A 24,981-nucleotide genomic window follows, 5' to 3' on the forward strand; every position below is an offset into this window, starting at 1 on the left:
GTGGCCGACCCTCCGGGCCCGATGCTCACCGTCCGTGGGACGGTGACCGGGAGAACGTGCGGGCGCCCGGCGCCAGTGCGGCGAGCGCGGGCGCCGCGAAGCAGACCACGGCGCAGCCGAGCAGCACGGGCTCCGCGCCGAACGCGGCGACGGCCGGCGCGATGACGGCGAGACCGACCGGAGCGAGCCCGTACGACAGCAGGAAGTCGAGCGAGGAGACCCGGGCCAGCTTGTCCGGCGCGACCTCCCGCTGCGCGGCGGTGAACCACGGCACGTTGAACAGCTCGATCCCGATGCCCGCGACCGCGTACGCGGCCAGCACCACGGCGGCGGGCACCGGCAGCAGCAGGCTCAGTGGCGCGAGACCGTAGAGGGCGAGGCCGGTCAGCGCCACCCACCCCGCCGAGCGCGGGTGCCAGCGTGCGATGAGGAGCGCCCCGGCCAGCGCCCCCGCCGTGTACGCGGTGACGGCGCCCGCCAGCACCGCCTGGCTGCCGTAGTCGTCCCGGCTGACGGTCGGCAGCACGACGCCGGTCGCGGAGTAGCCGGTGGCGATGACCGCCGTCAGCGCGCCCAGCCCCGCGAGGAACCACGGGTGCCGGCGCGCCTCCCGGACGCCCTCGCCGAACTGCGCGGCGAACGAAGCGGCCGCGACCTGGTCCTGCTCGGGGCGCGCGTTGGCGCGCCGTGCGCCCCGACCGGGGACGCAGGCCGAAACGAGCCAGAGCAGGCCGATGGCGAGCAGAAGCGTCCGGGTGTGGAGGAAGACGGCGAGCAGCGCGGCGAGTGACGGTCCGGTGAGGATGGTGCCCCGGACCGCCAGGGTCATGGCGGCGTTGGCCTGCTGCCGCCGGTCGGGGCCCACCACCTCGGCGGTCAACGCCTGGTAGGCGGGCCGGCAGGCGCCCTGCCCCGCGCCGGCCAGGGCGGCGCCCGCGGCCATCAGCAGGACCGAGCGGTCCACCCCGAGGGCTATCACGGGCGCCGCCGCGCCCGCCGCCAACCCGGACCAGAGGACGACGCCGCGACGGGAGTAGCGGTCGGCCAGGACCCCCGCCACCGGGACCGCGGCGAGGAACCCGACCGTTCGCGCGGCGAGCAGCAGGCCGAGTTCCGTGGCCGAGAGGGTCCGGTCGACAACCGCGAGGCCGAGGACGAACGGCAGCGCCCAGGTGGCCAGACCGGAGGCGGTCGCGCCTGTCCAGAGTCGCAGGAAGGCCGTGTCGAGCAGGATCGAGGGCTGCTCCGGGGGCGGGACGGTCGCGGTTCCGGGTGGCGCGGCGGAAGTGGTCACCGGGGCTCCTGACGTGGCACGGGGGAGGTTCCGGTCGCCACGGTCCTCGCGGCGAGCGGTGTCCGAGTGGACGGGACGGTGCGGCCGCCTCGGTCGCAAACCTCAGGCCAGGGCGCGCCGTTGCGTGAAAGAACACTATCGCAATGACAATCATTGCCATTAGGGTGCTCTCGGTCGTGCCACTCCGGTACGCGCCACCGTCCTGTGCCCCGACGCCTCCGCCCCCACCCCTCGGACACCGCCGACGGCCGCTCGCGGTCCGCTACGCACCGCGCCGCCGCGCACCGAGGCTCCGCATGCGCGCGCCCGTTCCACCGACGAAAACGGAAGAGAACTCATGGACCGCACCGCGACCGGCACCGCCCTCCTCGCACAGCTGCCGCCGCCGCTGCCCGCAGACCGCATCATCGCCGTCAACCGCCCCTCGTCCGACCTGCACACCACCCGCTCCCACACCTGGAACGGCTGGACCTTCGACGTGCCGCCGGGCGTCTTCGTCCCCGGCTGGACCAGCCGCATGATCCACGACCGGGTCCTCGACGGCCGTATCGAGACGCGCGGTCTCCGCTACGCCGCCATGGGGGTGGGGCTCGGCGTCGAGGCCGTGGCGGCCGGGCTGCGAGGAGCCCGCGAGGTCCATGCCCTGGACGTCCACCCGGCGAGTATCGCTGCCACCACCCGCCACTACCGGCAGCTGGTCGGCGACCGGCCGGGGACCGCCTTCCACCCCCGGGTCGGCGACCTCTTCGACGCCGTCCCGGACGGCAGCCGGTTCGACGTCGTCACCTTCAACCCCCCGGCCGTCAGCCGGCCGGTGAGCGACGACCCCGACATCGTCCGCAACGTCTGCGTCGGCGCCCCGCTCGTCGCCCGCTTCTTCTCCCACCTCGCGGAACGCGAACTCCTCGCACCCGACGGCGAGATCCACCTCATCGCCTCCACCACCGCAGACCTGCGCGCCCTGGTCGGGCATGCGCTCGACCACGGGTTCGATCCGCGGATCGACCACCTCCACGACTGGCAGGACGGCGTCATCACCTTCCTCTTCCGCATCACCCACCAGGGCCGCCGGGACGGGGGTCGACCGTGAGCGCCGTCGACGAGCTGACAGCCGACGTCCGGGCCGGCCGCCACGGGACCCCGCCCCGTCACCTGGTCGCCACCAGCGTCTTCTGGGCCCACCACGGCACCCGACTGGCCGGCGGAGACACCACCTACCTCAACCAGTACCTGCTCGTCCGCGTCGGTGACTCCTTCGGCGCCTGCGCCTTCGAAGCGGACGAGGTCGACCCCGCGGTGTGCCGCGACGCCAGCGGAGCGAGCCTCGACTCCCTGCTGCGCGACGGCCCCCGCGCGCTGCGCATCGCGGCGCTCGACGCCTGCCTCGCCGCGGCGTCGCCGCACCGGGACACCGCAGGCGCGGAGGCCGTCGTCCTCCCCACCGGCACCCCCGAGCGGCGGGCCGCCGCGCGGGACGCCGCCGTCGCCGATCTGCTCGGCGACGCGACCGGCAGCACCGTCGGACTCATCGGCGTCGTCAACCCGCTCGTCGCCGCCATCCGCGAACGCGGCGGTGAACCCCTGCTCTGCGACCTCAACCTGCGGACCACCCGCTGGGGCGACCCGGTCACCGACGACATGCACGCCGTCCTCGACACCGCCGACGCCGTCGTCGCCACCGGCATGACCCTCGGGAACGGCACCTTCGACACCGTCCTCGGCCGCTGCCGGGAGCGCGGTGTCCCCCTGGTGGTCTACGCACAGACCGGCAGCGCCGTGGCGCGCGCCTTCCTCGGAGCGGGGGTGACGGCACTGTGCGCGGAGCCGTTCCCCTTCTCGCAGTTCAGCGCCGACGCCACCACCGTCTACCGCTACCGGGCGGTGGCGTGACACCCACCTCGCTCGTCCCGTCACCGCCCAGGAGCCACCCCGTGGACGACCACATATCGGATGCAGTCGGCCGCCCGGACCTGATACGGCTCGACGACTCCCTCCTTTGCCTCCGCTTCGAGACCATGAAGGTGGTCTCCGCGCTGGCCGCCGTGCGCCGCCTGCTGGAGACCGGCGCCGTCCGGCCGGGCGACACCCTCATCGACAGCTCCAGCGGCATCTACGCCTACGCCTTGGCGTTGGCCTGCCACCGCCACGGCCTGCGCTGCCACATCATCGGCTCCGCCACGGTCGACCGCACGCTGCGCACACAGCTGGAGGTGCTCGGTGTCCGCCTGGAACTGATGCGCGCCGGCAACGACCTCAAGCTGGACCAGAACCGCCGGGTCGCCCGCATCCGGGAGATCCTGGCGGAGCACCCGGAGTACCACTGGATGCGCCAGTACCACGACGACATCCACGACCTGGGTTACGCCGAGGTCGCGGACCGGCTCGCCGCCCAGCTCGGCGACGGGCCGCTGACCCTCGTCGGCGGCGTGGGGACCGGTGTCTCCACCGGAGCGCTGGCCCAGCAGCTGCGGCGGCGGGGTGCGGACGTCCGGCTCGTCGGCGTCCAGCCGTTCGGCAGCGTCACCTTCGGCTGCGAGCACGTCGCCGACCCGGAGATCATCATCGCCGGGATCGGCAGCTCCATCCCGTTCGGCAACGTCCGGCACGACCGGTACGACACCGTCCACTGGACCGCCTTCGACGCCGCCCTCGCCGGTAGCGTCGACCTGCTGCGGCGCCACGCCGTCTTCGCCGGCCTCTCGGCCGGCGCGGCGTACCTGGCGGCACGCTGGGAGCACCGGACGGCCGCCGACCGGACGGTGCTGTTCGTCGCCGCGGACACCGGCCACCGGTACGTGGACTCCGTCTTCGCCCGGCACCGCGACGCGGTCCCGGTGGAGCGCCTGGCGCCCCGCCAGGTCCGGTCGGCACGCGAGATCGCACTGCCGTGGTCCCGCATGGCCTGGAACGGCGCCCCCGCCCCGGCAGCAGCACGGGCCGCGGACGGCCGCCGGAGCACCGCCCCGCCGGCCACCGCCGCCCGCCACGGCTGATCCCCGGGCCCGCCCTGCCGAGCCCGGGGCCCGCGACGACCCGCCGCCCGGAGACGGGCGGCGGGTCGTCGGCCGGGGACGGCTTGCGTGAGACGCAGCACGGCGAGAACGCGTGAGCGCTCTTCGGCGGTCCGCTTCAGGTCGCCCAGTGCGGCGGGTGCTGCAACGGAGGGGAGATCCTCGTACGCGCATCACCGCGAGCGGAGTCAAGCTGAGACCGGGTCAGGAACAGTGCGTTGCGCAGGTCCGCCCCGGACAGGTCGGCGTCTCGCACGTCCGCGCCGATCAGGTCGGCGTCGCGGGGGTCGGCGCCGGAGAGGTCGGCCGCGATGAGCAGGGCCCCTCGCAGATCGGCGCCCCGCAGTTGCGCGCCGTGCAGCCGCGCGCCGGCGAGGTCGGCTCTCCGGTGGTTCCTTCCGCTCGCCGGAACCGCCGCCCGGGCCAGTTCGGCGGTGCGCAGCAGCAGCGGGGCGACCGTGGCGCGCAGCGCGTCGATGTCGACGTCGAGCACAGTCTGGGGCGTCTCCCGGGTGAGTGCGTCGATCTGTTCGTAGGCGCGGCGGAGCTCCTGGTGGACGGGCCGTGCCGAGGGCAGGTCCAGGGCCTGCGCGGTGTACGTGAGGAGCTCGTGGAGCCGGCGCATGATGGGGAGGACCTCGAACATCGCGCGGGCCGAGGCGGGCTCATCACGCCAGCTGACGCTGGTGAAGGTGACCCGGGAGACCTTCTGGCCGGCGCCGAAGCAGTCGAACACCGCGCAGCCGTTGTAGCCCCTGTCGCGCAGCTGCTCGTGGATTCCGCAGCCGAAGTCCTTCTGGAGATTTCCGCAGGGTGTGCCGGCGGACTTGTTCACCGGGAAGTCAGCCGACCGTGAGAAGGGCAGTGCCACACAGCACAGCCCGAAGCAGTCGCCGCAGTCGGCTTGCAGGTCGGGGTGGGCGGCGTGCGAGGTGCGCTGGGACAACCGGTGACTCCTGGGTCGGCGTGCGGCGAGGGCGGCACGTGCGCGGCGCACGTGCTTGTCCTCGTCCAGCAGGAACCGACTCTGTTCCCCGAGGTTCGGAGCGGACTGCCCGAAGACGGTAGAGACGAGAACGCGAGCAGTCCGCCGCGGTGCTTCGCGGAAGGAGCCTCCCACGCTCCGACGACGCTGTCGTCACATTTTTTGACCACCGGACCGGATTGCCGACCGGCCCCCGAAGGGGCCGCTTCCTGAGCGCCGGAGAGTCGATGGCCACTCGGCTCGTCCGGGGCCGGCGGGAGGTTCTGCTGGTCACCGGCACCGCGTGTCTCCCGGAGCCCGGACCGCGTCCAAGACAGGGTGCCGGGGCTGACCGCCTGTACGGCATCGACGGGCAACCCGCGTGCCCTGCGACCCGGCCGGAAGTGAACGGCGGACACGGCCGCCCACAGCCTGCGGTGTCGACCCTGTGTGCCGTGGGGGACTCAGATGCCCGTGGCGGATCGTGCTCCGTTCACGGACAGCCTGCGCACGCGTCCTGGGAGAGGTCGAGAACGGATCAGCGAAGCGCCCGGGCCGGTGTGTCCGCAGGCGGCCGAGACGGCGCGGCGTCGTGCCCCTGCTGCTCAGGGGCACGACGCCCCGTCCGTCAGATGTCCCGGAAGATCTCGATCTGGGCGCCCACCGAGTTGAGGCGTTCCGCGAGGTCCTGGTAGCCGCGGTTGATGACGTACACGTTGCGCAGTACCGAGGTGCCCTCGGCGGCCATCATCGCCAGCAGGATGACGACGGCCGGTCGCAGCGCGGGCGGGCACATCATCTCGGCGGCGCGCCAGCGGGTGGGGCCCTCGACCAGGACGCGGTGCGGGTCCAGCAGCTGGAGGCGGCCACCGATCCGGTTGAGGTCGGTGAGGTAGATGGCGCGGTTGTCGTAGACCCAGTCGTGGATGAGGGTCTGACCGTGTGCCGAGGCCGCGATGGCCGCGAAGAACGGCACGTTGTCGATGTTCAGGCCGGGGAACGGCATCGGGTGGATCTTGTCGATCGGCGCCTCCAGCTTGGAGGGCCGGACGGTGACGTCGGCCAGCCGGGTGCGGCCGTTGTCGGCGGCGTACTCGGGGGTGAGGTCGTAGTCGAGCCCCATCCCCTCCAGCACGGCGAGCTCGACCTCCAGGAACTCCACCGGCGCCCGGCGGATCGTCAGCGCCGAGGAGGTGACGACCGCGGCGGCGATGAGGCTCATGGCCTCGACCGGGTCCTCGGAGGGCGAGTAGTCGACGTCGCGGTCGATCTCGGCGAGGCCGTGGACGGTGAGCGTGGTGGTGCCGACACCTTCCACCCGCACGCCGAGCTGCTCCAGGAAGAAGCAGAGGTCCTGGACCATGTAGTTCGACGAGGCGTTGCGGATGACGGTGACGCCGGGGTGGCGCGCGGCGGCGAGCAGCGCGTTCTCGGTCACGGTGTCGCCGCGCTCGGTCAGCACGATGGGCCGTTCGGGGGTGACGGAGCGGTCGACCTGCGCGTGGTAGGTGCCGTCGGTGGCGGCGATCTCCAGGCCGAAGCGGCGCAGCGCGGTCATGTGCGGCTCGACCGTGCGGGTGCCGAGGTCGCAGCCGCCGGCGTAGGGCAGCTTGAACTGGTCGACACGGTGCAGCAGCGGGCCGAGGAACATGATGATGGAGCGCGTCCGCCGGGCGGCCTCGGCGTCGATGTCGTCGAGGGCGAGTTCCGCCGGCGGCACGATCTCCAGGTCGTCGCCGTCATTGATCCACCGCACCCGGACGCCGATGGAGCCGAGGACCTCCAGCAGTCGGAAGACCTCCTCGATCCGCGCCACCCGGCGCAGCACGGTCCGGCCGGAGTTGAGCAGGGAGGCGCAGAGCAGGGCGACGCAGGCGTTCTTGGAGGGCTTGACGTCGATCGAGCCGCTGAGGCGGCGACCGCCGACGACGCGGAGGTGCATCGGGCCCGAGTAACCGAGGGACACGATCTCGGAGTCGAGGGCTTCACCGATACGGGCGATCATCTCAAGGCTGATGTTCTGGTTACCGCGTTCGATGCGGTTGACGGCGCTCTGACTGGTATTCAGTGCCTCCGCCAGCTGCAGCTGTGTCCAACCCCGGTGCTGCCGGGCGTCGCGGATGAGCTTGCCGATGCGGGAGAGGTAGTCATCGCTCATGCGGTCGACCATATCTCAGATATGAGATCTGATCGCGACGGGTGGGCCGTTTGGCGGAGTGATGTGCGTGTCGTGACGTGGGTCACGGTCTCGCGTCGAGGGATTGCATTGTTCTAGTTGCATGCGAATAATGGGCTTCCGTGAACAGGTGGAGGCGCCGCCCGGAGCGGTGGCCGCGGAGGGGGTTCGATGCGGGGAGTCCAGCGACAGTGGAAGACGCGTGCGGCACTGGTGGTGGGGACCGCGTACCTGGTCGCCCTGGCGGTCGTCGCCGGCACGTTCGTGCTCTGGTGGGATCGGCTGCCCGATCCGATGGCCTCGCACTTCGCCGGTTCCGGGGAGGCGGACGGCTTCGCCGGCCGCGCCGTGCTCCTGGGAACGGCCGTCCCGCTGCTGCTGCTCATGGGCGGGATGTTCGCCGCCATGGTCGGGGCGCCGCGGACCGTGGAGCCCGCTGCCCGACTGCTGGTCGCGGCGGGTGCCGCGACCGCCGGGCTGCTGGGGGCGGTGATCACTTCCGTCACCGCGGCCAATCTCGACCTCGCGCAGGCGCAGGACGCCGCTCTGGGACTCCGTGACCTGGCCACGGCGATCGCCACGGCCGGTGCCGCCGGCGCGCTGTCGTGGTGGATCGTGGGCTCTGTTCCCGAGGGTGAGCTGCCGGGGTCGGAGTCGGGGCCCGGGGCGGCCCCCGCGGTCGCGGCCGTGCCGCTGGCCGAGGGGGAGGTGGTCGTCTGGTCCCGCCGCGTGGGCTCCCGTGCGATGGGCGTCGTCGCCGTCCTGACGTTGCTGACCGCGCTGCTCCTTGCCCACCTCGGTCTGTGGGTCGGCGCGGTGCTCATGTTCCTCGCCGCGCTGCCGGTGGCGGCCCTCGCGCGGCTCACGGTGACCGTCGACCGGCGCGGGCTGCGGGTGGCGCCCGCCGGGCTGCGGGCGCCGGCCAAGCTCGTCGAACTGCCGGAGGTGGAGACGGCCGGGGTGCGGAAGGTCAACGCCTTCCATGAGTTCGGTGGTTGGGGCTACCGCATACGGCCGGGTGCCACGGGTGTGGTGATGCGCTCGGGTGAGGCACTCTGTGTACGCCTGCTCTCCGGGCGGGAGTTCGTCGTGGTCGTCGGGGATGCACGGCAGGCCGCCGAAACACTGAACGCGCTGGTGGAACGCCGGCGCGACGAGGACGAGTGATCACACGTGCTGTTCCGACTCGACACCGCATCCCCGGTCGCGCTCGGCGACCAGATCGCGGCCTCGGTCCGCGGGGCCATCGCCGAGGGGCGTGCCGGCGCGGGGGAGCGGCTGCCCTCCGCCAAGGAGCTGGCCGCCTCCCTCGGAGTCAACGTGCACACGGTGCTCCGCGGCTACCAGCAGCTGCGGGACGAGGGGCTGATCGAGCTGCGGCGCGGCCGTGGCGCGGTCGTGACCGGCGTCCAGCCGGAGGCGCGGGCCCGGCTGGCGGCCGACATCAGGGTGCTGGTGGAGGACGGCCGTGAGCTCGGCCTCACCGACGAACAGCTCCTCGCGCTGGTCCGCTCCGCGCTGAGCGACGACTGACGGCTCGGCCGTCCGCTCGCGCGCACGCGACCACCCCGGTGTCCGGCGCGGCCCAGGGGTGGTCGGGTGGGTGGCAGCCCTACCGGACGAGCAACTGATGCGCGGCCAGCTCGTGGTAGAGGGAACTGCTCCGCGTCAGTTCGTCGTGTCCGCCCGCGGCCACGACCCTGCCGTTGTCGAACACGATGATCTGGTCGGCATCGACGACGGTCGCCAACCGGTGCGCCACGATGAGCAGCGTGCGGTGCTCGGCGACGGCGTCGAGCGCTTGGCGCAGCGCGTGCTCGCTACGGGCGTCCAGGTTGCTCGTCGGCTCGTCCAACAGCAGTATCGGGGCGCCGGTCAGCAGCGTACGGGCCAGGGCGAGACGCTGACGCTGCCCACCGGACAGGAGCGCACCGGACTCGCCCACGGGGGCGTCCAGACCGGCCGGCGAGCGTTCGACCAGCTCCGTCAGTTGAGCTGCGCGCAGCGCGGCCATGAGGGCTGCGTCATCAGCCTCCGGAGTCGCGATCAGCAGGTTCTCGCGTATGCTCCCGGCCAGCACGGGAGCGTCCTGTTCGACGTAGCCGATCCGGCCCCGAAGCTCCGCCCGGGAGAGGTCGCGCACATCCACCCCGTCCACGCGCACGGCACCGCGGTCCACGTCATAGAACCGTTCGATCAGAGCCAGCGTCGTGGACTTGCCGCCGCCTGACGGCCCCACCAGGGCACAGCGCGACCCCGGGGGCACCCGGAAGGCCACCTCGCGCAGCACCGGATCGGCCGCGTCATACCCGAAGGTCACCCCATCGAACTCGATGGCGGCCGGTGACCCGGTCGGGGCGGCTCGGTCGACGCTGACGGGCACCGGCCCGCTCCGGCGGTCGTCGGCCGTCTCCTCCGCCAGCGACAGCACCTCCTCGATGCGCCGCAGTGCTCCGAGCCCGGTCTGCAGATCCGCGTATGCGCCGACGGCCTGCAGGATCGGCATCATCATCATGAACAGCAGCGCCACGAACGCGACCAGGTCCCCGACACTCATGTCGCCTGCGGCGACGCGACTGCCGCCGACGCCGAGCACGACGAGTGAGGCGACCTGCACGGCAGAGGTCATGAGTGGCCCGACGAACGCCCGCAGCCGAGCGATCCGCAAGCCCGCGCGGTAGGCGCCTCGGGCACAGCGGTTGATCTCCTGTGTCTCCCGTTCCTCGGCCCTGGCCGCCCGCACCGTCCGGATGCCGGAAATGGCCCGCTCGGTGGCCGACGTCATTTCGCCCAGCTTCTCCTGGGCTGCGGTGGAGGCGCCCTGGATGCGCTGGGCGACTGCCACCGCGCCAACAGCACCCGCCAGCCCCAGTACGGTGACCGCGAAGAGCAGCGGGTCCAGCACCAGCATCAGGGCGACGGCGCCCACCAGCACGACGACCCCGCTCAGAAGTTCCATGAGACCGCCGGTCACCACCGAACGAAGCAGGGTCGAGTCGCTGCTCAACCGGGCCAGCAGATCCCCGGTGCGTCGGCAGTCGTACTCGGGCATCGGCAGCCGCAGCATGCGTGCGGCCAACTGCTGCCGTACGGACAGCACCACGCCCTCGCCCGTCCGGTGCAGGAGGTAGTCCCGCACCGCGGAGGCGGCTCCGGCAATCAGCAGGAGGAGCACCAGGGCGAGCAGCAGCCCGCCGACCGCAGCCCCGGCGTGCAGGCCGTCCAAGACGGACCGAATCAGCATCGGCTGGGCGAGTAGACCCGTCGCGGTCGCCACCGAGAGTGCCGACACCGCCCCGAGCACCTTCAGGTGGGGACGCAGATAGGGAAAGAGAGCGCCGATGCCCACCTTGCCGACGCCGGGCGAGGCGCCGTCCCCGTCGCGGCCGTCACTCTGGCTGGCTGTCAGCTCCTCGGCCCCGACTTCGGCTGCGGGGCCTCCTGCCGGACCCGGCTGCCCCGCCGTCGCGGCACCTCCGTCCGGGTGTGCGGCACTCCTCGGCTCCGACCGTTGCGCGCGCAGCAGCGAGCGCTGCACGTGGCCGCCCACCACGACATCCCAGAACTGTGTGAGCAGCAGTGCGAGCGCCACTCCCGTGGCGGTCGCGGTCGCCGTCCACACCGGACGTTCCGCCCAGCCGGTCAGGTCCGTGAGCACTCCTCCGGCTCCGAAAGCACCCACCACGGCCATGCCGGCTATGAGGAGGTTGCGGACAACGGTCGCCCCTCCCATCACCGCGCGCTGACCGAAGCACCGGCAGTCCACCAGCAGGCCCGAACGCATCACGCTCAGCGAGACGGCGCAGAACAACAGCAGCAGGCCGACGGCCAGTGCCAGCCCGAGGCGGGTCGCCCCCGGGGTCAGCAGGGAGGCGACGACCGCGACCTCGGCCGGGAGAACCAGGGCTGCCAGGGCCGTGGCGATCCGCGGGCTTCGCACGAAAGGCAGCTGCTCCACCGAGGTGGTGAAGGAGCGGAACCGAGCCCTGCTCCGAAACTTGCCGAGCGCGGACATGACGAAGACGACCACGATCAGCGTCTGTCCGGCGGCCGACCACCAGGCGCCGCTCACCGGACCCCCATGGTCACCGCGTAGGTGGCGACTTCCTCGTGCTCTCCGACGGGGACACCACCGACCGCCACCCACGCGTGGGCACGGAACGGCTCCAGCCGCACACCGGTGCGCCACTCCGGCACGCGACCGGAGAGCCGGCACAGCAGGAACGTGGCGATCGACCTCTCCAGGCACCCCTGCCCGGCGCAGTGGACGCTGACCGCGACCACCGCTTCGCGAGCTTCCATGGCCTCGGCCGAGGTGGCCGGCCGTGCGCCCCGGCTCACCAGCTCCAAGAGCCCACGAAGGCGCTGCGGCCGACAGCGGCGCAGCTGGAAGGCGGCTGCGACCGCAGCACGGGCGGCGAACCTGCGGGTCCGCGGGACGGCGTCTCGCGCGGCTCGGGGCTCCAACGTCACGGGAAGGCTCATGACCGCTCCACGACCTTCGCCTCCAGCAGCGCCCGCACCACGAGGTGGACATCGCCGGGTATGGCGTCGGCCGCCTCCGGGTGGCGTGCGCTGAGCTCGGCTATCGCACGGGCCGGCGCGTCGCCCTGTGCACCGTGCTCGGTGAGGTGCCGCAGGACGGCGGCACCGCTCTCGTTGAGCAGACGGTACGCGCCGGTCCTGAGGTCGAGGATGACGGTGCCCCCGTCCGTCTCGGCCACGGTCACTCCGTCGGCAAGTCTGTAGGTCATCGCTGTCCTCCGTCGGGCAGGGACCGAAGCCAGTTCTCGCAGGCCAGGGTCGGAATCAGCGGGATGATGCTGAAAGCGTTGAGGTGGGGGGTGGTGAGGGCTGCGCGGAAAGCCGCGGCGTCCACGAGGCCGAGCTTCTCCAGCCGCATGTCCTCGCACAGACCGAGGAGCGTTCCCCGGTTCTGGCGCAGCCCCGCGTAGGCGTCGGCGCTGAACTCGTGCTTGGTCCGGCGTTCGAGCAGCCGCGCCGGCACGATGCCGCGCATCGCCTCGGTGAGCCCGGGCTTGTACCGGTCGACGGGCACCGCGTCGGCCAGACGGACGGCGAGGGCGGCCTCGATGACGTGGTCGTCGAGAAAGGGGGCGTGCAAGGAAAGCCCCATCTGCTCCGACAGCCGTGACCGTTGCCGTGTCACCTCGCCTGCTGTCCGGGCGTCCGCCAGCAGCAGGTGTTGCGGCGCCGATCCCGAGAGCGGAGTCGTGTCGGCCAGGTCGTGCACGGCATCCCCGACGGCGGCGGCCGCGTCGTCGCTCGCCCATTCCGGTAGTCGGGTCTCGGCGCCCCAGCCGAAGTCCGGTCTGCCGCCCGCGACGCCGATCGGGGCGTGCAGGGTGTCCGCGGTCGAGAGGAGGGCGTCCCGGAAACTGCGGGAGCGGACCAGACCGGCCAACGTGGCGCGACGCCCCCACCGGTACAGCGCGCGGTAGCGGCGTGCGTGCGAGAGCGCGAGCAGCGGGTTCGTGCGCATCAGCGCGTGCAGATGCGTGGGCGTCGCGTGGAACAGCTCGTCCCCACCGTCGCCCGACAGGTGCGCGGTCACGCCGCGTTCCGCCAGCAGCCGCGCCTTGTGCTCGTCCTGGGCGCGGGTGCGTATCCAGGCCTGCGGTGCTTCCAGGTCGTCGTAGGGCTCGGCCATCCGGCCGAACCACGCCGGTGCGGAGCTGCCGCCTTCCACGATGTGCGTTGCGTCCGGCAGGCGGGTGGTCGCGAACTCCGCCCACTGCCGGTCGTCGTTGTTCGGGTCCGCCACCTCCCAGCGGAACGTCAGCATGTTGCGGGCGCTGCCCCTGTGGGTGGGGAGGCTGTCCGGCTCCTCGGCCGCCATGAGGAAGCACAGACTCGTCGAGTCGAGCCCCCCGGACAGGTCGGCGCCGATGGTGGGGTGGGCGCGCAGGCGGGCCCGCACCGCGGCGCGCAGGGCACGCGCGATCTCCGGGGCCGCCTCGGCCATGGGTGCGGCGGCGTCCGGCGCGTTCCAGTGGCGCCTCGTGCGCGCCTGGCCGTCGCGGTCGAGTTCCAGGTGGTGGCCGGCGGGCAGGGCGTTCACGTCGTCCCACACCGGCTTCTCACCGAGGGGCCACGGCGGCAGCGGAGCCACGAGCCGTACCGCCAGCCTCTCCGGTGAGACCTGCGACAGGGAGTTCACCGTGGCGAGAGCCGCCGGATTGTCCGCGGCCACGGTGACCCGGTCCAGACTCCGGTGAACCGGCTGGTAGCGAGACGACAGCGTCCCCTGGAGGCGGACGCGTCCGCCGGCGGAGATCAGCAGGTGGTAAGCGCCCGGCACGGCCGAGGCCAGTGCCTCGACGCCACCGCCACGACTCAGCCGCACGCAGTGCTCGGCGAGCGCGTCGCCGTCCGTGTCGAACGCGCCGAGAAGGACGACCCGGACGCCGCGGGCGGTTGCGGTGGCGACTTCGTGGTCCTCCCACTCCCCGTCGACGAAGGGGCGTCCGGAAGGGTGGTCAATGGTCCGGGGGCCACGCGGCAACGCGGCCCATGCGCTGGGCAGCATGCAGTCGGGCCGTACAACGAATCGCATCGCTCATCTTCTCCTCGGGGCGGCTGCGGCGCCGGGGCGCGCCGGCGGCGGGAGCCGGTCCGACGCGCCCCGTAGCCCGGATCAGACCTGGCAGTTGAGCCAGCGGCAGAGCATGGAGCTGTCGAAGCCCCAGCTGACCCGGCCGAGGGTGACCTTGGTGAAGTCCCCGGCGTCGAGCAGCGCCGGCGCCTCGTAGAGCGAGGTGGTGGTGTTCTTCATGTTTCCTCCGGTCGTGGGTTCTGGTGGTTCACCGCGGTGTCGGATGCGACCCGGGGGATGCGCCCTGCCGGAAGCAGGTGCGCCGGGGCGCCTTCAGGAATGACGTTCGGCACCGGACGAAAGGATGGCCGGTCGACGAGCTCTTCCCGCCGGAATTCTCCGGTGGCTCGCTCGTGCTCTTTCACCGCATGTCATCCCGCCGTCGAGATCAAGCGGGCTGGCAGTTGATCCAGCGGCAGAGCATGGAGCTGTCGAAGCCCCAGCTGTTGCGGCCGAGGGTGACCTCGGTGAAGTCCCCGGCGTCGAGCAGCGCCGGCGCCTCGTACGGCGTGACGGTGGTGTCCTTCATTTCTCCTCCTCGGAAGACCGTGGTGTGCGTTCTCGAGCAACGCTAGTAGGAGCTCATTTCACCGGTCTTTCACTGCGCTTTCGTCGTCCCGGGGCGGCCGGTACCGCCGCGGAGAACGGCGAGGTGCGCGGCTTTCAGGAGGCAGCCGGGCTCGGCGCCGAGTTCGGCGCGTGCACGGTCGCGGAACTCCGAGAAGACGCGGAGTGCCTCGGCGTCCCGTCCGGAGTGGTGCAGGGCGAGTATGCGCGCCCGCCAGAGCCGTTCGTGGTAGGGAAAGGCCGTCGCCAGAGTGGTGAGCTCCGGTATCAGTCTCTGCGGACGTCCGAGCGCGAGGTCGACCTCGGCCCGCCGCTCGGCGGACGCCAACCATTCCTCGGTGAGCCCCGGCAGGACGGCGCGGCGCAGGGTCCGGGACCCGACGTCCGGAAGGGCGGGCCATGACCACAGGGCGAGGGCGGCACCGAGCAGTTGTGACTCCTTGCCGTGGTTTCCCTCGCGCCGGGCGGTGTCGGCACGGCGGACCAGCGAGCGGAACTCGACCAGGTCCACATAGCAGTCCGAGGACGCCAGCCCGTATCCGCTCCCGCGGCGGCGGATGACGTCGCGGGAGCGTGCTTCGCCGCACAGCGCTCGTCGTACTCGGGTCACGACGGTGTGGAGGGCGGCAGCGGGGTGTTGCGGGAGGGAGTCCTCCCAGAGGTAGTCGATGAGCTCGTCCGTCGACAGCACGCGGTCGGGGTGCAGCAGAAGCGAGGCCAGGAGCGTGTGCTGTTTCCCCGTCGGTGTTTCCGGGCGTGCGCCGTCGATGCGTAGATCCAGGCCTCCGATGATCGAGAAGCGGAAACTGGTTTCCTGTGCAGCTGTGTGCTCTCGATTCACTGCCGATCCTCCGTAGTCCGTCGCCGCGTGGGCGGTGGTCCGGCGCCATTGGTGACGGCGTCATGGCCGTCGCGCGGTGGTCGGCCGCGCCCGCTCCGCGTCGGTTCCGCCGGTCGCGGGAGCTTTGCAGCGCGCGCGCTTTTCCGTCAAGAAAGCGAGACGGTCGATCGTCGCCGATCCGCAATGGCGGGAACGGGTTGCGAACCGGTGGGTCGACTTCTACCGGCTCGCCGGCAGTGTGATCTGGAGCTGTATCAATCGCGTATCGCCACAGTAGGGTCCCGGTCATCACGGGCTGTTTTTCTCGCGACTGCAATCTGCAGTGCTTTCGGCGTGCGAATTTCCGTTGGCGAGGCGCGCGGGGGCGGATCGTGGCGACCCGGCCGGCGTCTTGCGGTGCTCTCGGGTGGCGCGGCTCGACTGAAGCGCGCGGTTCCGGGTAACCGGCGGGTGCGGTCCCGCTTCCCAACGGCCCCCGGGGCCGGACGGCACGACGGTCGGTCGACGGCGGGGCCGCCGGGCTCGTCCCGCCGCGATGCACTAGAGTTATCTCGACATCGAGATATCTTGAGAGGCCCCGTCCGTCGGGGAGAACTGAGGGTGACCTCAGTGGGCCGGCCCGCAGTCGGGCGGCTTGAATGGCGGGCGGACGCGCCACATCATGCACCGAAGGAGACTGTCGTGTCGGCGAACAGCTTCGACGCCCGCTCCACGCTCAGCGTGGGGGACGAGTCATACGAGATCTTCCGGCTGGACAAGGTCGAGGGCTCCGCCCGCCTGCCCTACAGCCTCAAGGTCCTGCTGGAGAACCTGCTGCGGACCGAGGACGGCGCGAACATCACCGCCGACCACATCCGCGCGATCGGCGGCTGGGACTCGCAGGCCAAGCCCAGCCAGGAGATCCAGTTCACGCCCGCGCGCGTGATCATGCAGGACTTCACCGGCGTCCCCTGCGTGGTCGACCTCGCCACCATGCGTGAGGCCGTCAAGGAGCTGGGCGGCGACCCGGCCCGCATCAACCCGCTGGCCCCGGCCGAGCTGGTCATCGACCACTCCGTCATCGCCGACAAGTTCGGCACGCCGGACTCGTTCCAGCAGAACGTCGAGCTGGAGTACGGCCGCAACCGGGAGCGCTACCAGTTCCTGCGCTGGGGCCAGACCGCGTTCGACGAGTTCAAGGTCGTCCCCCCGGGCACCGGCATCGTCCACCAGGTCAACATTGAGCACCTGGCCCGCACCGTCATGGTCCGCAACGGCCAGGCCTACCCCGACACCCTGGTCGGCACCGACTCCCACACCACCATGGTCAACGGCCTCGGTGTGCTGGGCTGGGGCGTCGGCGGCATCGAGGCCGAGGCCGCGATGCTGGGCCAGCCGGTCTCCATGCTGATCCCGCGCGTCGTCGGCTTCAAGCTGACGGGCTCGCTCAACCCCGGCACCACCGCCACCGACCTGGTGCTCACCATCACCGAGATGCTGCGCGAGCACGGCGTCGTCGGCAAGTTCGTGGAGTTCTACGGCGAGGGTGTCGCCGAGACCACGCTGGCCAACCGCGCCACCATCGGCAACATGTCGCCGGAGTTCGGCTCCACCGCCGCGATGTTCCCGATCGACGACGAGACGATCCGCTACCTCAAGCTCACCGGCCGCAGCGAGCAGCAGCTCGCCCTGGTCGAGGCGTACGCCAAGGAGCAGGGGCTGTGGCTGGACCCGGCCGCCGAGCCGGACTTCTCCGAGAAGCTGGAGCTCGACCTCTCCACGGTCGTCCCCTCCATCGCCGGCCCGAAGCGCCCGCAGGACCGCATCGTCCTCGCCGACGCCGCGCAGCAGTTCGCGCAGGACGTCCGCAACTACGTCACCGACGACGAGGAGGCGGGCAAGGAGTCCTTCCCGGCCTCCGACGCCCCGGCCGTCTCCACCGGTGTGCCGACCCGCCCCACCCAGGTGACCGCCCCCGACGGCAGCACCTACGAGATCGACCACGGCGCCGTCACCGTCGCCGCCATCACCTCCTGCACCAACACCTCCAACCCGACCGTCATGGTCGGCGCGGCGCTGGTGGCGAAGAAGGCGGTCGAGCGCGGCCTGACCCGCAAGCCGTGGGTGAAGACCACCCTGGCGCCCGGTTCCAAGGTCGTCATGGACTACTACGACCGCGCCGGTCTGACCCCGTACCTGGACAAGCTGGGCTTCAACCTGGTCGGCTACGGCTGCACCACCTGCATCGGCAACTCCGGCCCGCTGCCCGACGAGGTCTCGGCCGCCGTCAACGAGGCCGACCTCGCGGTGACGTCGGTGCTCTCCGGCAACCGGAACTTCGAGGGCCGGATCAACCCCGACGTCAAGATGAACTACCTGGCGTCGCCCCCGCTCGTCGTCGCCTACGCGCTGGCCGGCTCCATGACGGTGGACATCACCCGTGACCCGCTGGGCCACGACTCCGAGGGCAACCCCGTCTTCCTCAAGGACATCTGGCCCTCGGAGGCCGAGGTCGAGGAGGTCGTGGCCTCCGCGATCGGCGAGGAGATGTTCGGCGAGTCCTACGCCGACGTCTTCGCCGGCGACGCCCAGTGGCAGGCGCTGCCGATCCCCACCGGCAACACCTTCGAGTGGGACCCGGAGTCGACCTACGTCCGCAAGCCCCCGTACTTCGAGGGCATGACCGCCGACCCGTCGCCGGTGCAGGACATCACCGGCGCCCGTGTGCTGGCCAAGCTGGGCGACTCGGTCACCACCGACCACATCTCGCCCGCCGGCGCCATCAAGGCGGACACCCCGGCCGGCAAGTACCTCACCGAGCACGGTGTCGCCCGCCGCGACTTCAACAGCTACGGTTCGCGCCGCGGCAACCACGAGGTCATGATCCGCGGCACCTTCGCCAACATCCGGCTGCGCAACCAGATCGCGCCCGGCACCGAGGGCGGCTACACCCGGGACTTCACCCAGCCCGACGGTCCGGTCTCCTTCATCTACGACGCCTCGCGCAACTACATCGAGCAGGGCACCCCGCTGGTGATCCTCGCGGGCAAGGAGTACGGCTCCGGCTCCTCCCGCGACTGGGCCGCCAAGGGCACCGCGCTGCTCGGCGTGAAGGCCGTCGTCGCCGAGTCCTACGAGCGGATCCACCGCTCGAACCTCATCGGCATGGGCGTGCTGCCGCTGCAGTTCCCCGAGGGCCAGTCCGCCGCCTCGCTCGGCCTGACCGGCGAGGAGACCTTCTCCGTCAGCGGTGTCACCGGCCTCAACGACGGCGGCATCCCCGCCACGATGAAGGTCACCACCGACACGGGTGTGGAGATCGACGCGGTCGTCCGCATCGACACCCCCGGTGAGGCGGACTACTACCGCAACGGCGGCATCATGCAGTACGTGCTGCGGTCGCTGCTCCGGAAGTAACGTTCCGGAGGGTCCGTCAGGTCGCCCGTTCGGCGGCGGCACCACGCCGCCGAACGGTTGAACCGTGAACGACGGACGACGGGGGCGGGGAGCGGTGCTCTCCGCCCCCGTCGCCGCTCCGGGTGGCCGTTGCGGCACCTGGGGGAGCACCGGGTGGGTGACCACTCGAACGGGCGTCGCGACGTCCGGTGAACGGTGCACGTGAAGGCGCCGTCGGGATCACTCCCGGCGGCGCCTTCACGATGTGGTGGACCAATGGCCGTATCTTCTCGCTGAAAGCTCCGGCCCGTGCCGTGTGTCGGGGAGGTATCGACTCGGAAAAGCCCACCGGTGAAAGTTGTCTTCGATCTTGCCGCCCCCGGGAGACCGGACTATACCTGTCGGCACCCGGGCGGCCCCGGCGCCGACGGGCGCGGGCCCGTCCGGTCGGTAGAGCGTTCCATGAGCCTGCGTGGCATGGCTGAGCAGCTGAGTAGACCTGCGGGGTCGGGGCCCACGCGTCGAGACGACGGACGGGGGACCGCGACCGCCGCAGCGTCCTGTAGGAAGGCGAGGACCCACGCATGACCTCCAGTTCCCACCTGAACCGGCGAACGCTGCTGAAGCGGTCCGCCCTGGCCGGTGCCCTCACCCTCCCCGGTGTTGCGGCGCTGACCTCCTGCGCCAGCGGTGGCGGCGGCAACGGCGGCGACAGCACCGGATCCGGTGAGGTGAGCGACCGCAACCCCTTCGGCGTGGCCGAGGACGGCGGTGTCGAAGTGGTCATCTTCGACGGCGGGTTCGGCGACGAGTACGCCCGTGACACCGCGGCGCTCTACGAGGAGCACTACGGCTCGGTCACCCTGGACTCCACCCAGGAGATCAGCCAGCTGATGCAGCCGAGGCTGGTCGGCGGCAACCCGCCGGACATGATCAACAACTCGGGCGCCAACCAGATGCCGCATCCGGCGCTCATCCGCGACAACCAGATCGCCGACCTCACCGAACTCTTCGACGCGCCGTCCTGGGACGACCCGGACGTCCCCGTCCGCGACACGTTGCTGCCGGGCACCATCGAGGTCGGCCAGTACGGCGGCGACGCCTCCTACCACCTCAACTACGTCTACACCGTCCACGGCACCTGGTACTCCAAGCGCTTCCTCAACGACACGTTGGAGGAGGAGTTCCCGCAGACCTGGGACGAGATGATCCGCGTCTGCGAGAAGGCCCGGCGCGACCACGACGTCTACGGCTGGACCTACGCGGGGCAGCACGCCCGCTACCTCGCCTTCTCCATGCTGCCGATGGCCGTCAAGGTCGGCGGCAAGGAGGTCATGGAGGCCATCGACCGGCTGGAGCCGGACGCGTGGAAGGCCGACGCGGTGGTCGCCACCTTCGAGGCGTTCGAGGAACTGGCCGCCCGCGGCCTGGTCCTGCCCGGCACCCCCGGCATCGACCACATCGACTCCCAGACCGAGTGGGCCCAGGGCCGGGCGCTGTTCATCCCCAACGGCTCCTGGGTGGAGAACGAGTCCAAGGAGGTCATCCCCGACGACTTCGACCTCGCCGTCGGCGCGCCGACCGGACTGGACTCCTCCGACGCGCTGCCCTACGGCGTCATCTACGCGGCGGCCGGTGAACCCTTCCTCGTGCCGCAGAACGCGAAGAACCGCGCCGCCGGCATGGAGTACCTGCGGATGATGCTCAGCAACGACATGGCCCGCAACTTCACCGACAAGGTCGCCTCGCTCACCTGCGTCGCCGGCTCCGCCGACGACCTCGACCTGCCGCCCGGCCTGGCCAGCGCCCAGCAGGCCATCCAGGGGGCGGGCGACAACATCATCGTGCCGCGGTTCCGCGACTGGTACGCGGAGCTGTTCATCGACCACATGGGTGTCGCCATGGGCCAGATGATGGCCGGCGAGCTGACCGCGGCGCAGGCGACCGACCGCATCCAGCAGGCGGCGAACCGCATCGCCGACGACGACAACGTCGAGAAGTACCTCTGACCGTTCGCCGGTGGCCGCCGCGGCGGCCACCGGCGAACGCGGCGCGGGACCGCCCGCACCGCCGCCGACCCGTGCCCAGCCGCGGCCGCCGAGACGGCCGCCCACAGAGGACCGACGACGAGAGACGGGGCGCAATGCACAGTGAGGTCCCACCCGACAGCTCGCGGGAGGCAGCCGGCGACCCCGCCGACGGCCGACCCGCCGCCCGCAGCGGGGTCGCCGTCGCGCCGCCGCCGGAGCGACCGCGGCCGGAGGTCCGGCCGGGTGTGCCCACCCGCCGACTGGTCCTGGCGTTCTTCCTGCCGCCCTCCCTGACGCCGGAGGCGGTCAAGTACGACCGGCGCTACCGGGCGCTCGACAAGTACCGGTTCGTGGCGTGGTTCACGCTGCTGCCGCTCGCGTTCTACCTCCTACTCGTCGCCTGGCCGTTCGTTCAGGCGTTCTACTACTCGATGACGGACTGGTCCGGCTACGGCACCGAGTTCAACTTCATCGGCTTCGACAACTACACGCGCCTGTGGAGCGACTCCCAGTTCTGGGACGCGACCCGCAACAGCCTCGTCCTGCTGGTGTTCGCCCCGGTGATCACGCTGGCGCTCGGGCTGTTCTTCGCCTACATGCTCAACGCGGGCGGGCGCCACCGCCGCAACGAGACGGTCTCCGGGGTCTTCGGCTCGAAGTTCTACAAGGTCGTCTACTTCTTCCCGCAGGTCCTGTCCGTCGCCATCATCGCCGTGATCTGGGCGCGCGCGTTCAGCCCCCGCTCCGGCGTGGTCAACCCCCTGCTGGAGAACGTCGGGCTCGGCGCGCTGACGCAGAACGACTGGCTCGGCAAGTACGGGCTGTGGGTGACCCTGCTGGTGCTGTGCTGGTCCTTCGTCGGCTTCTACGTGGTGCTCTTCTCCGCGTCGATGGGGTCGATCCCCAAGGAGATCTACGAGGCATCGCTGCTCGACGGGGCCAACCGCTCCACGACGTTCTTCCGGATCACCTTCCCGCTGACCTGGGACGCCATCAGGACCGGCTGGATCTACATGGGCATCCAGGCACTCGACGCCTTCGCGATCGTCTCCATCATGATCCCGCGCCAGGGCATCGACGTGCTGCCCACCTTCCTCTACCTCAAGGCGTTCCGCGACGGCCAGGCGGCCTACGCGACCGCCGTGGGGGTCGTCCTGTTCCTCATCACCCTGACCTTCGCGCTGCTCATGATGCGCGTCGGCCGGCGTGACCGGATCGAGTTCTGAGCGGGGAGAGCGAACACCATGAGCACCACCGACACCGCCGACCGCGCCGAGGACGGCGAACTCCGCCCCGAACGCCCCGCACCCGCCGAACCGCCCCCGTCCGGCGGGCACGTGAAGGAGGAAGGCGGCGTTCTCAACGTCTTCGCCCACTCCTTCCTCGTGCTGTGGACCGTCATGGCCGCCGCCCCGCTGCTGTGGATCGTCGTCTCCGCCTTCAAGACCTCCGCCGAGGTGCTCAGCGACCCGTTCGGCCTGCCCAGCGGCCTCCACTGGGCCAACTTCGCCAACGCCTGGGCCGAGGCCAACATCGGGCGTTACGCCCTCAACTCGCTGATCATCCTGTCGGGTTCGCTGACCGGGACGATGCTGCTGGGCTCGATGGCCGCCTATGTGATCGCCCGCTACACCTTCCGCGGCAACCGCGCGCTCCACCTGCTGTTCATCGGCGGGCTGATGTTCCCGATCTTCCTGGCGCTGGTGCCGCTGTTCTTCATGCTCCAGAACCTCGGCCTGCTGAACACCCGGCCCGGGCTGATCCTGGTCTACATCGCGTACTCGCTGCCGTTCACGATCTTCTTCCTGACGGCGTTCTTCCGCACGCTGCCCAGCGGGGTCCATGAGGCCGCCATCGTCGACGGCGCCTCCCACACCCGCACGTTCTGGCAGATCATGATGCCGATGGCCAAGCCCGGGCTCATCTCCATCGGAATCTTCAACTTCCTCGGTCAGTGGAACCAGTTCGTGCTGCCCCGGGTGCTGAACGTCGGCAGCCGGGACGACTACGTGCTGCCGCAGGGGCTCGCGGCCCTGATGGTGCAGATGGGTTACGAGGGCGACTGGGGCGCGCTGTACGCCGGCCTGACGGTCGCCATGCTGCCCGTCCTGGTCGTCTACGTGACCTTCCAGCGACAGGTCCAGGCCGGGCTGACCGCGGGAGCACTGAAGTGACATAGGGGCGCGCACCGTCCAGTGGTGCGCGCCCCTGTCGGCGGGCCACGCCGTGAGGCGGTGCCGACCCGTCAGACCTGGGCGGGAATGTCGTAGGCGGTGCCGGGGCGCCCCTGCCCCGCGCCGGACACCTGGACGAAGACGCAGAACGCCTTCGCGCCGCTGTGGAACGTGACCCCGAAGCCGGGGTGTACGGAGGGGGTTTCCCGTCCGGAGTAGCTGTACACCCCGGACACCTCGGTGCTGCCCGCGTTGCGGATCGTCCCCGCGAGGAACGCCTCGACCGTGGTGACCGGCACCCTCGACGTCGCCTCGGGAAGCGGCTCGGGCGCCGGGGCATCGCCCTCGACGACCTTCTCGGGTTCGGAGGACTTCTCGCCCTCCGGGCTCAGCACGGTCACGGCGTGCCACACCTGCGCCCCGGAAGGGAGGGTCACCTTGACTCCGAGCGGGCGTTTGGCCCCGTCGTCCCACGGCTCGGCTGCGAGGCCCGCCGTGGTGTAGCTCTGCACTGCGAAGTCGCGGAACCGCTCGGGGCGCATGCCGGCATGTCCTTTCTGTTGAACTATGTCGCAGTCTAGGACCCGTCACGGACGGTCCCCGTCGTGTGCCTGGGGGCGCTGGGGCGTTTCTATAGTGGTGCGACCGGCGGGTCCGCGCGGTCCCGCCGAGTCGAGCTGAAGGGGGAGCCGGCCGTGGTGCAGACTCCTGGGTCGCAGTCGTCACTGCACCGGGCCAACCTGGAGCGCGTGGTGCGCGCGGTGCGTGGAGCCGGCGCGTTGACGCAGGCGGAGATCGCCCGGACGACCGGGCTGTCGGCCGCCACCGTGTCCAACATCGTGAGGGAGTTGCGAGAACTCGGCACCATCGACGTGCGCGACACCTCCGCCGGTGGCCGTCGCGCCCGCAGCGTCTCGCTGTCGAGTGACGCCGGTGTCGTCGTCGGGGTGGATTTCGGCCACTCGCACCTCCGTGTCGCGGTCGGCAACCTGGCGCACCAGGTCCTGGCGGAGGAGTCGGAGCCGTTCGACGTCGACTCCGCCGCCGATGTGGGGTTCGAGCTGGCCGAGCGGATGGTGGACGGACTGCTCGCCACGGCGGGCGCCTCCCGGGCGAAGATCATCGGGGTGGGGCTCGGTGTGCCGGGACCCATCGACGCCGAGCGCTCGGTCATCGACGCGACCGCGCTGCTCCCCGGCTGGCACGGCACCAACCCGCGGGAGGAGCTGAGTCGCCGGCTGGGGGCGCCGGTCTACGTGGACAACGACGCCAATCTGGGCGCCCTGGGCGAGCTGGTGTGGGGGAGCGGGCAAGGCTGCGCCGACCTCGCCTACGTCAAGGTGGCGAGCGGGGTCGGCGCCGGGCTGGTCATCAACGGGCAGATCTACCGCGGGCCGGGCGGCAGCGCGGGGGAGATCGGGCACATCACGTTGGACGAGTCGGGCCCGGTCTGCCGCTGCGGCAACCGCGGGTGCCTCGAGACCTTCGCCGCCTCCCGCTACGTCCTGCCGCTGCTGGCGGCCACCCACGGGCCGGAACTCACCATGGCCGGCATGGTGCGCGCGGCTCGCGACGGGGACGCCGGCTGTCGGCGGGTGCTCGCCGACATCGCCCACCACGTGGGGAGCGGCGTGGCGCAGCTGTGCAACGTCCTCGGCCCCAGCCGTGTCGTGATCGGCGACGAACTGGCCGACGCGGGCGAGCTGGTGCTGGAGCCGATGCGGGCGGCGGTGCGCCGCTACACCATCCCGAGCGCGGCGCGGCAGCTGTCGCTGGTGGCAGGCGCGCTCGGCGGCCGGGCCGAGGTCCTGGGCGCGTTGGCGCTCGCGCTGCGCGAGATGGGCGACGGGGTGCTCATCGGTGCCGGTACTCCCCGGGAGGAGGTGGGCTGAGGTCGCGTCCGGCCGACGCCGGTCCGGCGCCGCGGTGCCGA

General features: G+C 71.4%; 21 protein-coding genes. 10 read left to right on the forward strand and 11 right to left on the reverse strand.

Features of this window, described 5'->3' with window-relative positions; genetic code table 11:
- Positions 1 to 25: 25 nt before the first annotated feature.
- Positions 26 to 1,294, reverse strand: coding sequence for an MFS transporter (locus tag HCN52_RS01310; protein WP_168086459.1), 1,269 nt, complete (start codon positions 1,292 to 1,294; stop codon positions 26 to 28).
- 337 nt (positions 1,295 to 1,631) lie between these two features.
- Here HCN52_RS01310 and HCN52_RS01315 point away from each other — a divergent pair, with 337 nt between their 5' ends.
- From HCN52_RS01315 to HCN52_RS01325, 3 genes are read left to right on the forward strand one after another with little or no spacing between them, the layout of a single operon-like run.
- A complete protein-coding gene (locus HCN52_RS01315) occupies positions 1,632 to 2,384 on the forward strand; it encodes a class I SAM-dependent methyltransferase (RefSeq protein WP_168086460.1) in 753 nt (250 codons plus the stop codon).
- Positions 2,381 to 3,184: a Rossmann-like domain-containing protein gene (locus tag HCN52_RS01320; RefSeq protein WP_168086461.1), complete on the forward strand. Its 804-nt coding sequence runs from the start codon at positions 2,381 to 2,383 to the stop codon at positions 3,182 to 3,184. The genes HCN52_RS01315 and HCN52_RS01320 overlap by 4 nt, the downstream gene beginning before the upstream one ends.
- Before the next feature lie 41 nt (positions 3,185 to 3,225).
- The gene (locus HCN52_RS01325; protein WP_168086462.1) at positions 3,226 to 4,287 is read left to right on the forward strand and encodes a pyridoxal-phosphate dependent enzyme; all 1,062 of its coding nucleotides are present in this window, start codon (positions 3,226 to 3,228) and stop codon (positions 4,285 to 4,287) included.
- Positions 4,288 to 4,423: 136 nt separating this feature from the next.
- Here the strand turns inward: HCN52_RS01325 and HCN52_RS01330 are convergent, their stop codons facing one another.
- Complete coding sequence (locus tag HCN52_RS01330) at positions 4,424 to 5,251, reverse strand: pentapeptide repeat-containing protein (RefSeq protein ID WP_168086463.1); 828 nt, start codon at positions 5,249 to 5,251, stop codon at positions 4,424 to 4,426.
- A gap of 646 nt (positions 5,252 to 5,897) precedes the next feature.
- On the reverse strand, positions 5,898 to 7,427 hold the full coding sequence (locus HCN52_RS01335) for a UDP-N-acetylglucosamine 1-carboxyvinyltransferase (RefSeq protein WP_168086464.1): 1,530 nt from the start codon (positions 7,425 to 7,427) through the stop codon (positions 5,898 to 5,900).
- Positions 7,428 to 7,616: 189 nt separating this feature from the next.
- On the opposite strand from HCN52_RS01335, the gene HCN52_RS01340 reads away from it, so the two are divergent.
- Together HCN52_RS01340 and HCN52_RS01345 are read left to right on the forward strand one after the other, a co-directional pair.
- Entirely contained in the window at positions 7,617 to 8,612 is a 996-nt protein-coding gene (locus HCN52_RS01340; RefSeq protein WP_168086465.1) for a DUF1648 domain-containing protein, read from the forward strand.
- Between the two features lie 6 nt (positions 8,613 to 8,618).
- Positions 8,619 to 8,978 (forward strand): GntR family transcriptional regulator, encoded by a 360-nt coding sequence (locus HCN52_RS01345; RefSeq protein ID WP_168086466.1) that lies wholly within the window; start codon positions 8,619 to 8,621, stop codon positions 8,976 to 8,978.
- Positions 8,979 to 9,057: 79 nt separating this feature from the next.
- Here HCN52_RS01345 and HCN52_RS01350 read toward each other — a convergent pair whose 3' ends face one another.
- The 7 genes from HCN52_RS01350 to HCN52_RS01380 form a co-directional block, all read right to left on the reverse strand.
- Positions 9,058 to 11,517: an ABC transporter ATP-binding protein gene (locus HCN52_RS01350; RefSeq protein WP_312876481.1), complete on the reverse strand. Its 2,460-nt coding sequence runs from the start codon at positions 11,515 to 11,517 to the stop codon at positions 9,058 to 9,060.
- Entirely contained in the window at positions 11,514 to 11,930 is a 417-nt protein-coding gene (locus HCN52_RS01355) for a lasso peptide biosynthesis B2 protein (protein WP_167968246.1), read from the reverse strand. The genes HCN52_RS01350 and HCN52_RS01355 overlap by 4 nt, the downstream gene beginning before the upstream one ends.
- Positions 11,927 to 12,199, reverse strand: coding sequence for a PqqD family peptide modification chaperone (locus HCN52_RS01360; RefSeq protein WP_167968245.1), 273 nt, complete (start codon positions 12,197 to 12,199; stop codon positions 11,927 to 11,929). The genes HCN52_RS01355 and HCN52_RS01360 overlap by 4 nt, the downstream gene beginning before the upstream one ends.
- Positions 12,196 to 14,022, reverse strand: coding sequence for an asparagine synthase-related protein (locus HCN52_RS01365; RefSeq protein WP_168086467.1), 1,827 nt, complete (start codon positions 14,020 to 14,022; stop codon positions 12,196 to 12,198). Before HCN52_RS01365 ends, HCN52_RS01360 begins: the two co-directional genes overlap by 4 nt.
- 81 nt (positions 14,023 to 14,103) lie before the next feature.
- Complete coding sequence (locus tag HCN52_RS01370) at positions 14,104 to 14,241, reverse strand: keywimysin-related RiPP (protein WP_167968243.1); 138 nt, start codon at positions 14,239 to 14,241, stop codon at positions 14,104 to 14,106.
- A 208-nt stretch (positions 14,242 to 14,449) separates the two neighbouring features.
- Entirely contained in the window at positions 14,450 to 14,590 is a 141-nt protein-coding gene (locus HCN52_RS01375; protein ID WP_167968242.1) for a keywimysin-related RiPP, read from the reverse strand.
- A 69-nt stretch (positions 14,591 to 14,659) separates the two neighbouring features.
- Positions 14,660 to 15,469, reverse strand: coding sequence for an AfsR/SARP family transcriptional regulator (locus HCN52_RS01380; RefSeq protein WP_168086468.1), 810 nt, complete (start codon positions 15,467 to 15,469; stop codon positions 14,660 to 14,662).
- 681 nt (positions 15,470 to 16,150) lie between these two features.
- Between HCN52_RS01380 and acnA the strand changes: the two genes are divergently transcribed.
- From acnA to HCN52_RS01400, 4 genes are all read left to right on the forward strand, one after another.
- Positions 16,151 to 18,865, forward strand: a complete 2,715-nt coding sequence (gene acnA, locus HCN52_RS01385; protein WP_168086469.1) for an aconitate hydratase AcnA — start codon at positions 16,151 to 16,153, stop codon at positions 18,863 to 18,865.
- Positions 18,866 to 19,428: 563 nt separating this feature from the next.
- Positions 19,429 to 20,853 (forward strand): N-acetylglucosamine/diacetylchitobiose ABC transporter substrate-binding protein, encoded by a 1,425-nt coding sequence (ngcE, locus tag HCN52_RS01390; protein ID WP_168086470.1) that lies wholly within the window; start codon positions 19,429 to 19,431, stop codon positions 20,851 to 20,853.
- A gap of 134 nt (positions 20,854 to 20,987) precedes the next feature.
- Complete coding sequence (locus tag HCN52_RS01395; RefSeq protein ID WP_168086471.1) at positions 20,988 to 22,100, forward strand: carbohydrate ABC transporter permease; 1,113 nt, start codon at positions 20,988 to 20,990, stop codon at positions 22,098 to 22,100.
- Between the two features lie 18 nt (positions 22,101 to 22,118).
- Positions 22,119 to 23,048, forward strand: coding sequence for a carbohydrate ABC transporter permease (locus tag HCN52_RS01400; protein WP_168086472.1), 930 nt, complete (start codon positions 22,119 to 22,121; stop codon positions 23,046 to 23,048).
- Positions 23,049 to 23,119: 71 nt separating this feature from the next.
- Here the strand turns inward: HCN52_RS01400 and HCN52_RS01405 are convergent, their stop codons facing one another.
- Positions 23,120 to 23,590, reverse strand: coding sequence for a hypothetical protein (locus tag HCN52_RS01405; RefSeq protein WP_168086473.1), 471 nt, complete (start codon positions 23,588 to 23,590; stop codon positions 23,120 to 23,122).
- A gap of 156 nt (positions 23,591 to 23,746) precedes the next feature.
- Between HCN52_RS01405 and rok7B7 the strand changes: the two genes are divergently transcribed.
- On the forward strand, positions 23,747 to 24,940 hold the full coding sequence (rok7B7, locus tag HCN52_RS01410) for an ROK family transcriptional regulator (protein WP_168086485.1): 1,194 nt from the start codon (positions 23,747 to 23,749) through the stop codon (positions 24,938 to 24,940).
- Positions 24,941 to 24,981 lie beyond the last annotated feature (41 nt).

Origin of the sequence: Streptomyces bohaiensis, assembly GCF_012033785.1 — a bacterium.
Classification (GTDB): Bacteria; Actinomycetota; Actinomycetes; order Streptomycetales; family Streptomycetaceae; genus Streptomyces; species Streptomyces bohaiensis.

Excerpts from the sequence above, each read along its gene's own strand:
- HCN52_RS01315 (WP_168086460.1), top strand. The coding sequence starts at position 1,632 with ATGGACCGCACCGCGACCGGCACCGCCCTCCTCGCACAGCTGCCGCCG.
- HCN52_RS01335 (WP_168086464.1), bottom strand. The coding sequence starts at position 7,427 with ATGAGCGATGACTACCTCTCCCGCATCGGCAAGCTCATCCGCGACGCC.
- HCN52_RS01340 (WP_168086465.1), top strand. The coding sequence starts at position 7,617 with ATGCGGGGAGTCCAGCGACAGTGGAAGACGCGTGCGGCACTGGTGGTG.
- HCN52_RS01355 (WP_167968246.1), bottom strand. The coding sequence starts at position 11,930 with ATGAGCCTTCCCGTGACGTTGGAGCCCCGAGCCGCGCGAGACGCCGTC.
- HCN52_RS01360 (WP_167968245.1), bottom strand. The coding sequence starts at position 12,199 with ATGACCTACAGACTTGCCGACGGAGTGACCGTGGCCGAGACGGACGGG.
- HCN52_RS01365 (WP_168086467.1), bottom strand. The coding sequence starts at position 14,022 with ATGCGATTCGTTGTACGGCCCGACTGCATGCTGCCCAGCGCATGGGCC.
- HCN52_RS01370 (WP_167968243.1), bottom strand. The coding sequence starts at position 14,241 with ATGAAGAACACCACCACCTCGCTCTACGAGGCGCCGGCGCTGCTCGAC.
- HCN52_RS01375 (WP_167968242.1), bottom strand. The coding sequence starts at position 14,590 with ATGAAGGACACCACCGTCACGCCGTACGAGGCGCCGGCGCTGCTCGAC.
- ngcE (WP_168086470.1), top strand. The coding sequence starts at position 19,429 with ATGACCTCCAGTTCCCACCTGAACCGGCGAACGCTGCTGAAGCGGTCC.
- HCN52_RS01395 (WP_168086471.1), top strand. The coding sequence starts at position 20,988 with ATGCACAGTGAGGTCCCACCCGACAGCTCGCGGGAGGCAGCCGGCGAC.
- HCN52_RS01400 (WP_168086472.1), top strand. The coding sequence starts at position 22,119 with ATGAGCACCACCGACACCGCCGACCGCGCCGAGGACGGCGAACTCCGC.
- HCN52_RS01405 (WP_168086473.1), bottom strand. The coding sequence starts at position 23,590 with ATGCGCCCCGAGCGGTTCCGCGACTTCGCAGTGCAGAGCTACACCACG.